This is a genomic window from Tropicimonas isoalkanivorans (genome assembly GCF_900112335.1).
GTDB classification, from domain to species: Bacteria; Pseudomonadota; Alphaproteobacteria; order Rhodobacterales; family Rhodobacteraceae; genus Tropicimonas; species Tropicimonas isoalkanivorans.
In genome coordinates, this window is the sequence record NZ_FOLG01000017.1 from 69,840 (window position 1) to 79,446 (window position 9,607).

Sequence of the window (9,607 nt, forward strand, 5' to 3'; positions counted from 1 at the left end):
GAATCCACCCGGCGGCACGGGCTTGCCCGTAGTCCGACCCATCGCGGGTTGATCTCGAAGACGGGATTCGGGGCAAGGAAGGGAATGGCGAGCGGGGGATGGTGCGACCGCTGACTGGAGCCGCTTGTCCCGCTGATGCTTTCGTCGCCCGCATCCCGGCCAACCTCGTGGTGGAATACACCCCTTCCGTGACGGGATGGATCCTCTGGCGCCCCGCAGGCTCGCGGGACAGGGCTACGCTGGGTGAGAGGCCCGCGCTTCGGCGGGCCCCTCCGGTTTCATGCGGGCTCAGGCAGCAAGATCCGCGCCCCCTGCCCCATCACCGTCCTCGCTGCCGACGACCTCGAGCCGTGCGTTGCGATAGCCTTCCCTGGCGATCCAGAGTTCGGCAGCCGTGACGGACTCGGCCAGGTGCAGCAGTTCCGTGCAGCCCCCGAAATCCAGCAGGACACGCACCTGTCCGGGCTTCGGTTCCTCTGCCACCTCGAAGGTCAACGCACTGTCAGCCGAATGCGTTCGCATGATGGTGACGAGAATGACCCCGTCCGAGGAGAAGTTCCCCTCGTGCAGCGTGAACGACGCCGGCGCCGTCCAGGTCGGATAGGGTCGCGGCGGCTCCTTCTTGACGAGACGGCCCACGCCGTTCGAGCGCTCCCAGGCCGCAAGCTTCTTGGTGAATCTCGCGGGCGGCTTGGGACTGCTGTCGGTGTAGCGAATGAGCGCCGCCAAGGGGGCGGTCTCGAGAATGGTCGTTGCAGACATGATTCCTCATCCTGAATGCGCAATCTTGCATTCATCATATTGATATTATTGTATTTTATGTGATTGAGGGCGGGTTTCCCCGCCCTCGGTAGCCCGGATCACTCCGCGGCCATCATCGACGCATCATCACCCGGCAGGTCAGCGGTGAGGAAGGCGGGCAGATCGACATCCTCAGACAATTCGGTGTCGGGAATGTCCGCAGTCCCCCCCTGCCCTTCTGCACCTTCGAATGCCGCCAGATCGTGACGGCGAAGAACCTCCGGCAACCAACCGCTGCCCTTCAGCAGGCGCTCGGCCTCGGTCGCCATCTCAGCCTTCTTCAGGTGATCGAGGAGCTGCGCCGTCCCCTCCCCTTTCGCCTCGCGCACGGCTTCAAGGATTCGAGCCTTGGGCACGCGGTTCAGGTAGGTATCGGCCGTCGGCTCCCAGCCAGCCTCGACCATGTCGAGATCGACTGCCTGTGCAAGCAAGTCGGCCTGCGCCATCCGCCGGGTCAGACCACTGGCGGAGATACCGGCACCGTAGGGGTTCACCTTCTCGTGGAGCGCGTTGATCCCGAAGCTGAGGCAATGCGCGAGCAAGGACAGCCGGCTCACCTGATCGAGGGAGGTCAGGTAGTCCCAGAGAGCGGCATCGTCGCCGAGCGGCAGGTCGGCCTCCCACTCCGCGTGGCGATCGTCCACCAGCTTGGCCACCACGCTGTCCTTCAGATCGTTGGCCTGCGCCGACATGTAGACCTGACGCACCGATGCCTCGCAGCATCCGCCCGAAGCGCTCGACATCCGGAAAGTGTCGTTGACAAGCTTCAGGAGCAGCAGCGTCAGCGCGACGTCGGGGGAGCGCCCGACAGCTTCGCGCAGTGCCAATGTCCGGTGCGCCGTCAGCTCCATGACGAGTCGCTCGGGCAAGGGCTTCAAGGCGCCATCGTCCTCGTCATCGGGCCCGTTCGCGCCAAGCGCTTGACCAGCAGAGGTGATCACCGTACCATGGCCGATACCATCCACGTTGCTCGTCGCTGAAAGCTCAGCGCCCTGCCCGTCTGCCGTCTGTTCACCGCTGTGGACATCGGCCTCTGTCCGAGGTTCATCCTCCGGCCGCACAAAGCCCCGATAGACGGAAAGCTCACCATAGCGATCAAGCGTCACAAAGGCCCCTGCCCGCGCGATCTCCTCCGCGTCGAAGATTAGCGGCCGCGTCTCGAGCTTCTCCATCGCGACTTCGAGCTCGCCAAGGCGGGCGTCGGTCTCTTCAGGGAATTCATCCTGGCCCTCGTATTCCTCTTCGAGCGCCCGGTACTCGGCGAGCAGCTTGGCATGGGCCGCGCCTTCCTCATTGGTCATCGGCGCCGGATCGCCGCTAAGCCGTCGCAGGCCATGGCTGTAGCCATAGGGCAGGTCGAGCGAGACCTCGATCCATTTCCATCCCTCGGCCGCGGTCGCTTCGGCGTCGGCTTGAAGTTTCTCACTGACAAGGCGATCGAGCAGGGCAGGGTCTTCGAGCCAACCGCCGTCGTTGCCCTGGAAGAGGTCGTGCAACATGGTGCCGCCCGCCGCCTCGTAGGCCTCGACGCCGACAAAGACGGCACGACGGTCGGAGGCCCGCACGGAAGTTTCCGTCAGCATCCGCCGGATCTGGTAGGGCTCCTTGTTCCAGGACGACCGGATCGCGTCCCAGACCTGAGCCTGACGCTCGTGATCCGGGTTGATGGTGAAGGCCATGAGCTGTTCCAGCGTCATCTCGTCCTCGGCGTAGACCTCGAGAAGGGCAGGGGCCACGGAGGCGAGTTTCAGGCGCTGTTTGACCACCTGCGGCGTGACGAAGAAGGCGGCAGCGATCTCTTCATCGCCCTGGCCTTTCTCCCGCAGCGCGACGAAGGCGCGGAACTGATCAAGCGGGTGCAGGGCAGCACGCTGCATGTTCTCAGCGAGCGAGTCATCCTCGGCAAGGATTGCAGACTTGGCATCCCGCACGATGCAGGGAATGGGGGTCGTCCTGGTCAGGCGTTTCTGCTTCACCAGCAGCGACAGGGCCTGGAAGCGCCGGCCGCCAGCGGGAATTTCGAACTTGCCGGTTTCGGTGCCATCATCAGCCAGGACGGGCCGGACGCTCAGGCTCTGCAGCAATCCGCGGCGGGCGATATCCTCAGCCAGTTCCTCGACCGAGATGCCGGCCTTTATGCGTCGGACGTTGGACTGGCTCAACACGAGCTTTTCGAAGGGGATATCCCGGGAGGGGGACAGGGTGACTTTCTGGGCAGATTTCGCCATCAGATCTTCTCCACGACGGGCACCGGAAGCCACTCTCCCGATCTCACTTCCCGTCACCCCTTTCACAGCCATCCTCTCCCTCGACCGTAATTGTCCGCGGACAATTTTTTTGGCGGAAGCAGTAGAGCACTGTCTGGTTAAATCGGTTGTGCCCGAGCGAGACGCCGAACAAGCTGCTCTGGAACGAAGTCCGCGCTGTTTCTCCCAGACGTTATCGACCGAAAATAGGCACCGACCTTTTGGACTTTTTCGTGGAACTGCATGATCGCCCAGACGGTCAGCGCAGTCCCTTCTATGCCAAGCTGTTCTTGAGCATCTTGGTAGTTTCTCGAGTCTATCCCGAGCATTGGTGCCAGAGTTCGTGCGTGTGAAACCACGTCGGACATAGTTTTCACTGGCGTGAGTGAAAATTGGGCTGCTTCAGGGCAGGCACTAAGGATTTCGGGAACGCTAAGGGGTATTGTCCTTAGATTTGATGGTAGAGTTTTCGGTGGGAGTTGTTCTCTTTTATCAATATGTTCTTTGTTTGAGTTATGATGATGCCGGACATTTTGGCCGTCGTTGCCGGACATTTTTTCCTCTCCGGCGACGACGGCTTCACAAGGTTGTTCGGCTTCCACGGCCTCGATGTTTAGGCCTGCCAAGAGGCTGTAGCATTCATCCAGTGAAAGCTTTCTGCGAAGGGTGCGTATAGCGATTAACGCATCGACGTCGTCCGGTTCGGCTTGCAGGATGTCGTTTGCTGCGGCACGTATCTTCGCTTTGAGGTAGGCGATCTGGTCGTCTTCGCGAACGGCCTGGGCAGCAAGCTCTGCGAACTCTGGGAAGCGTTGGAACAAGGGTGTGAGGTCGAACCCGAATCGAAGGGCGGTGCCTTCGGTTACGTTTCGCTTGCTGAATCTTTTTCGATTTGAGCTATCGCGGCGAACAAGCAGCCCGAGTTCTTGGAGAATGGCTGCATGGCGCCTAATCGTTCGGTCGGAAATCCCATTTCGCCGGAACGCAAGTGTGGCATTCGATGCGAAGACGGTGTTGTGCTGCCTTTTCGGGGGAAGGCACGAGAGCATCGCGTCGAGCGTCGCAATGACTGATGCTTTCAGACCCATCAACGGAGCAGCCTGGCGCAGTGTGTCGATGATGATGTGACGTTCGGGGCGGGCGTTGTCCGCGGACAACAAGATCTCCGTCCGCTCTCCAACGGAGGCGGATGCCTGAGTAAATGCCATGAATTTTTCACGACAACCGGTCGGGAAAGGCCCAGATCCCCCGATTTCTTGAGAAAAGGCAACAGATCATCGTTCAACCGATTCGGTTGTTATTGACTGCTACGGAGAAGCTGGTACATCTGAGGGTGCTAAGAACAGATTGGGCTCTCCGGGGAAGACCTTGGGGGGCTCTTTCTTTTCTGGCTGTTTTTCGTGCTCCTTTTTGTTGCTCTGCTCGCCTGTCTGTCAGCCGGATTGCTGGTCCGACTTCCACGCCTCATAGAGACGTTTCAACTCAACTTCCGCGTTGTCCCGCATCCATTGAGCGAACTCCGGGGTATCAACCTTGGACATTTTCATCGTCAAAGCGCGCGGGCTATCCTTGACCTCTGCAAGTGTCTTGCCGTCGCTTGATACAACCATATGCGCCGCGGACTTTGTGGACCTCGCGGATTTGCCAAGTTTCGAAATGGCGTCGCTGACGCGCGCAAAGCGGTCGTCCGAAGTAGGGATTTGATCCAGACCCAAATCGGAAGCCATCCGAACTAGGTCAGCATTGCTGCCCTTCGCCTTGTCTGCTAGGTCTTCCCAGCGGCGGCGTCCGACGCCATGTGCCGAGCCGATCAACTGTATTACAGTCTCCGGTATTGTGCGGGCAACCTTAGTCATTCGCGACAACATAGGTTTGTCGATGGCAAGTGCGTCGAGGATCACTGGCTGATCGTAGCCATTGTCGCTCAGCTGCGCAGCGAACAAGGCCTTTTCAATGAAACTAGGGTCTAGTCTGTGCGAGTTTTCCTGGCCTTGGGCAAGGATCGCCTCCTCGTCCGAAAGAGTGCGCACCAAGGCTCTGGCCGGTACTCCGATCAATTGCAGGGCCCGCAGTCGGCGACGACCGTAAACGATCTTGTAGCGACCCGGTTTGTCCGAGAGCGAACGAACCATGATCGGTACCTGCTGCCCATGTTCCTTGATGCTCGCAGCAAGAGACGCGACGTCGGCATCGGAGAATGAAAGCCGGTCTTTCGGCCCGTCCTCCTCGATGAGATCGACCGGAATTTCCCGTACGGCGTTGCTCGATAGATCCTTCAGAGTCGATTTCACACCGCTCATCGCACCGGTGTTGGGGAAACGAGGTTTCAGGTCAGTCGTTGCCAACTCCTCGGTAGAGTCCGGTGGGGGAGGGGGCTGAAAAAGGTTCCTACGTGCCATTACTCGACCGTCCTCCCCCAAGCCTGTTGAATCGTCTTTTCGAACTCGTCTGCGACGCCGTTTACGCTTTCGAGTATCCTGTCCAAAGTCTTCTTGACGACCTGGCTCGGCTCGAGTTCATAGATCGTCTGCTGCGTCATCCCTGCGTCCGAAATCGCAGTGGATTTCAGCATGGGCGTAGTGAGAACCTGGTCGAGCAAAATCGACCGGAGGAACCCAGCCATCTGCGATTGTGGGACATCAGTCGGTTCGAACCTCGCGACGAGGTACTTGAGGAACGACCAATCGATCGGTCCTGTTGCTTCCTCCAAAGTCCTGACGGTTTCTCCGGCCATCTCAAGGAATTGCGCCATGGAGGCGACGTCCAGCATACTCGGCACGACGGTAATTAGGAGACCGGTTGACGCGAGCAATGCCGTCATCGTCGTGAAGCCCAACTGCGGTGGGCAATCGATGATCACCAGATCGTAGTTGGCTTCGATTTCATCGAGCGCAATGGCTAACCTCTGTGTGAACGGAGGATCGACCTTGTGCTGAAGCGCGTAAGCCGTCTCGGTCTCATATTCAGACAGCAACAACCCGGCTGGCGCGAGGTCGAGATTGTGGAAGTAAGTCTTGCGCACGACTTGGCTCAGGGGAACCGGATCTTCATATTTTAGGGCGTCGTACACCGTGCCGCTTTCAGCAAACTCGATTTCTGGGCGGTATCCGAACATAGTCGTTAGGCTGGCTTGGGGGTCCATGTCTACGGCTAGGACGCGATACCCTCTAAGGGCGTAGCGTTGGGCTAGATGAATTGCTGTCGTCGTCTTGCTGGACCCGCCTTTGAAATTCACGATGGATATGATCTGAAGTCCATCGCCATCCCGCCGGCCAGGCAAGTAAGCTTCCCCGTTGCGACCGGTACGCGCCATCACTCTGCGGATTTGGTCGATCTCTTCAGCGGAATAGAGACGCCTGCCACGAGAGTCTGTTTCGACTTCGGGAAAGTCACCTTCCTGGTGGCGCGTTCTCAGGTTCGACATGCTGATGCCTGTCAGCTCAGAGACCTCTGCAGGGTGAAACTTCCGCAGCGTCTTTCTGCTTTCCGGTTGAAAGCTGTTGCGCATATGATGGTTGAGGGCATCCGACAAACGCGCGGCGTTGGCAGAAATGGAAGCTGCAATTGATTTTGCGCCTGAGAAATCTGCCTTGCTGTTCATGCTGCCCTCGTGACCTCTTGGTGGGTCGATTCTGTTTCGTCGCTAAACTGCGCGATTTTCGCATTTTTGCGACTACAGCACTCATGACACGCAACTTATCGCCAGACAACAATTTTTTTGAAGGCGGAGGGCGCGAACTTGAGCTGGGCCTGCGTTTTGGCGTTAGAAAGTGTTCTAAGTGCCGAGTGGATAAGGATAAATATCAGTTCGCTCTAGCGTACTGTCGAACATGTTGTGGCTGCGCCGCAGGCAACCCCTAGGTATCGCGGCAGGGTCTGTCGACGAATCGTCGCTTCTGAAGGATTGAGCGATTGGCACCTAGTAGCTGATTAGACGAGCCCGAGTCGCTCCGCCCGTTCCAACAGCATCCTTACGGAAGATGGCTGCCAGCTGGTTCGCCCACGAGGCGTGCGCTCACGCATGGATTCCAGACGGTCGCAGATTGCCTGTAGCGTGATATCAGGATCCGCGCCTTTGATTGCTGCGACAATCGCCGGCAGGCGATCGTCGGTTTCGCGCCGTCCAGCCCGTCCAAGCACTTCAGCGGGCAGGAACCCGTCCCGCACATATGCTTTCACGGCGCGGAGCAGGCGGCTTTGCGTCCAGTGGCGGTCGTGGGGCAGGGAGCCATTGATGATCCGCAGGACGTCTTCCCAAGCCATATCGGGGCGCATGCGGCGCACATGGGGCACCCAATCCTGCGCGGTCTCGTTCAGGCGCTCCATGTAACCGTCTTGTCGCGCGAGGAGCACCTTGCGCCGCGCGGCGGGGTCCTTGGCACGAAGCCCAGGATTTCCGCCCACGCGCCCCTTGGCGCGTGCCGAGGCAAGTCCCGCCTTAGTACGCTCGCGGATCAGAGCGCGTTCAAACTCCGCCGCCGCGCCCAGAACCTGCAGGGTGAACTTGCCCTGCGGGGACGACGTGTCGATCGGGTCCTGGAGCGAGCGGAAGAAGGCGCCCTTCGCCTCCAGCCGTTCGATCACCTCCAGCAGATGCGAGAGCGACCGCGCCAGACGGTCTATGCGAACAACAACAAGCGTGTCGCCCTTGCTGATGCGCTCAAGAACTCGGGCGAGTATCGGCCGCGCACGATTGCCGCCTGAGGCGTGCTCTTCGAAGATCTCACCACATCCCGCGGATCGCAAGGCTTCGGACTGGGGCAGGGGGGTCTGATCCTCTGTGGATACGCGCGCATAGCCTATCAGGGGCATGGAAAAGGGCCGTTTGCAATATAAGGTATCGCTACTAAACGACCGTTTATAAAAGAATGCAAGTGAGCATTCTCTTGTCGCGCTAGTGCGCAATCCCTTGGTTTCCTTGCGCTGAACACGAACTGAGAGGTTTCGCCGGCAGTCTTGCGCGCGTACTATGTGAGGGGCGCAGGCAGCGGTCACAAAACGCTTGAGTAGCGTGCAAAAGATCAGTATTTCGCACATATGAAGATGCAGGCCTCTACTTTGACTGATGATTACGACGACCCCCTTATCACCATCGAGGAGGATGAAGAGGCTGACGAAAACGATCTCTGGTTTCTGCCTGGTCCACTCGAGGAAGAACCGGATGATTTGCCTCCCGGGCCGCGTGCGGAACCGCCCGACACCGCTGTCGTCCATAACTGGGTAAAGGCAGAGAGGCTTCACGCTGCGCGGCTGGCACGCGTGGCTGGACGCCTGGGTGCTCTGGATGACCGGCTGCTGCGTGGCCCGGAAGGCTGGCGGCATCGGCTTGCTTTAATCGAGGCGGCGGATCTTAGCTGGTTCGCAGGCGACCGGGTGAGTTCTGATCGTCTGGCGCTCTGGATATCGATGCGGCTCTCGGGCGCACAGGATGACCCAAATGCCTTGGCAAGAGTTGGATGGGCTGTTCGGCGCCTGACAGGCGGTCCCGGACCGAAAGTAGACTTGGCCGCCTTCCTGGATCGCCGCGACCCCGAGAACATCGAAGACAGTGCCGAGCGTCTCAAAGATCGCGCGGGTGGATGGCTGGACGTTATGACAGCCGCAACCGATCTCCACCCGATCACCAGGGCTTGCATGGGTTTTCACCTCTGGAGTCTGGCAGGCCTCGGACAGCACGGCGACCAGATCGAAGCGGCCGTCACAGCTGCCAGGATCGCGGCCAGCGATGGAAGCGGTGCCATGTTCGCACCGCTCGCTATGGGCGGGGCAGGGGGGCTGCGTGTCTCAGGCTCGCCAACCGAACGTTTGGCCCGCTGGCTGGATGGGATGAACGGAGCAATTCTGAAGGCGATGCGAAACCTTGACGGTATTGAAGCGTGGACAGCGCGCGCAGAAAATATCATGGCGCATTTGTCTGGTCGGACGCCGGTCGCCTTAAGAAGAGTCTTCGCGGAATGGCCTTTGGTGTCCGCCCCAATGGCTGAGGCAATGACCGAAGCCAGTCGCGCCGCCGTTCAGCGCAATCTGGCATGGATGGAGGCCAAAGATTTGATCCGCGAAGTGACAGGGCAGGGGCGCTTTAGGATGTGGCGGATCGAGATCTAGTTGCATTTTAAGGCCCTGCGCCAACCCGACCTTGCAGCAAAGCAGCCATTCGTTCTTTGCGCAGAGAACGACGGCAGAGGAGCCCATCCTGTGAGTTCAGCTGGTGTTGTCACGTTAATCAGTATCCGGCTGAAGATGGTTTGTTGGGTGGAAAGTTAAACAAGCCCGGCGGCGGTCTTCCAGATGTCGAATGCTTCCAGTCGATGAAATCGGATGGCCATGGCAGTGCGGCGGCGGGATGGAACGGAAAAGCAATTTCGGGTTGGCGAATGAATGGAAACAAATCGCTGCAATCCGCCAGGCGAGCGAAATCCTTGCATGCAGCGTTCGCGTTTCCTGAACGGCAGGTGACTGTTTTCAGCCCGGTTATTCAGACCTTTATGGGAACGGTGTTCCAGTCCCGGTGCGACGTCACGTTTCGCGGCTCCATAGGACCGCAGCTTGTCGGTGACGAT

Annotated in this window: 8 protein-coding genes; 1 reads left to right on the forward strand and 7 read right to left on the reverse strand. The window is 59.3% G+C overall.

Features of this window, described 5'->3' with window-relative positions:
- Positions 1-288 precede the first annotated feature (288 nt).
- The 6 genes from BM075_RS20820 to BM075_RS20845 form a co-directional block, all read right to left on the reverse strand.
- A complete protein-coding gene (locus BM075_RS20820; protein ID WP_093362633.1) occupies positions 289-762 on the reverse strand; it encodes a hypothetical protein in 474 nt (157 codons plus the stop codon).
- 98 nt (positions 763-860) lie between these two features.
- On the reverse strand, positions 861-3,029 hold the full coding sequence (locus BM075_RS20825) for a ParB/RepB/Spo0J family partition protein (protein ID WP_093362634.1): 2,169 nt from the start codon (positions 3,027-3,029) through the stop codon (positions 861-863).
- Positions 3,030-3,166: 137 nt separating this feature from the next.
- Positions 3,167-4,255 (reverse strand): plasmid replication protein RepC, encoded by a 1,089-nt coding sequence (gene repC / locus BM075_RS20830; protein WP_093362635.1) that lies wholly within the window; start codon positions 4,253-4,255, stop codon positions 3,167-3,169.
- A 225-nt stretch (positions 4,256-4,480) separates the two neighbouring features.
- Positions 4,481-5,392, reverse strand: a complete 912-nt coding sequence (gene repB / locus BM075_RS20835; RefSeq protein WP_245758936.1) for a plasmid partitioning protein RepB — start codon at positions 5,390-5,392, stop codon at positions 4,481-4,483.
- A 53-nt stretch (positions 5,393-5,445) separates the two neighbouring features.
- Positions 5,446-6,648, reverse strand: a complete 1,203-nt coding sequence (repA, locus tag BM075_RS20840; RefSeq protein ID WP_093362637.1) for a plasmid partitioning protein RepA — start codon at positions 6,646-6,648, stop codon at positions 5,446-5,448.
- Positions 6,649-6,977: 329 nt separating this feature from the next.
- Complete coding sequence (locus BM075_RS20845) at positions 6,978-7,859, reverse strand: recombinase family protein (RefSeq protein WP_093362638.1); 882 nt, start codon at positions 7,857-7,859, stop codon at positions 6,978-6,980.
- Positions 7,860-8,084: 225 nt separating this feature from the next.
- On the opposite strand from BM075_RS20845, the gene BM075_RS20850 reads away from it, so the two are divergent.
- Positions 8,085-9,152, forward strand: coding sequence for a hypothetical protein (locus BM075_RS20850; protein ID WP_093362639.1), 1,068 nt, complete (start codon positions 8,085-8,087; stop codon positions 9,150-9,152).
- A 155-nt stretch (positions 9,153-9,307) separates the two neighbouring features.
- Here the strand turns inward: BM075_RS20850 and BM075_RS20855 are convergent.
- Positions 9,308-9,607, reverse strand: a 300-nt coding sequence (locus tag BM075_RS20855; protein WP_143089920.1) for a DDE-type integrase/transposase/recombinase, incomplete at its 5' end; no start/stop codon positions are given.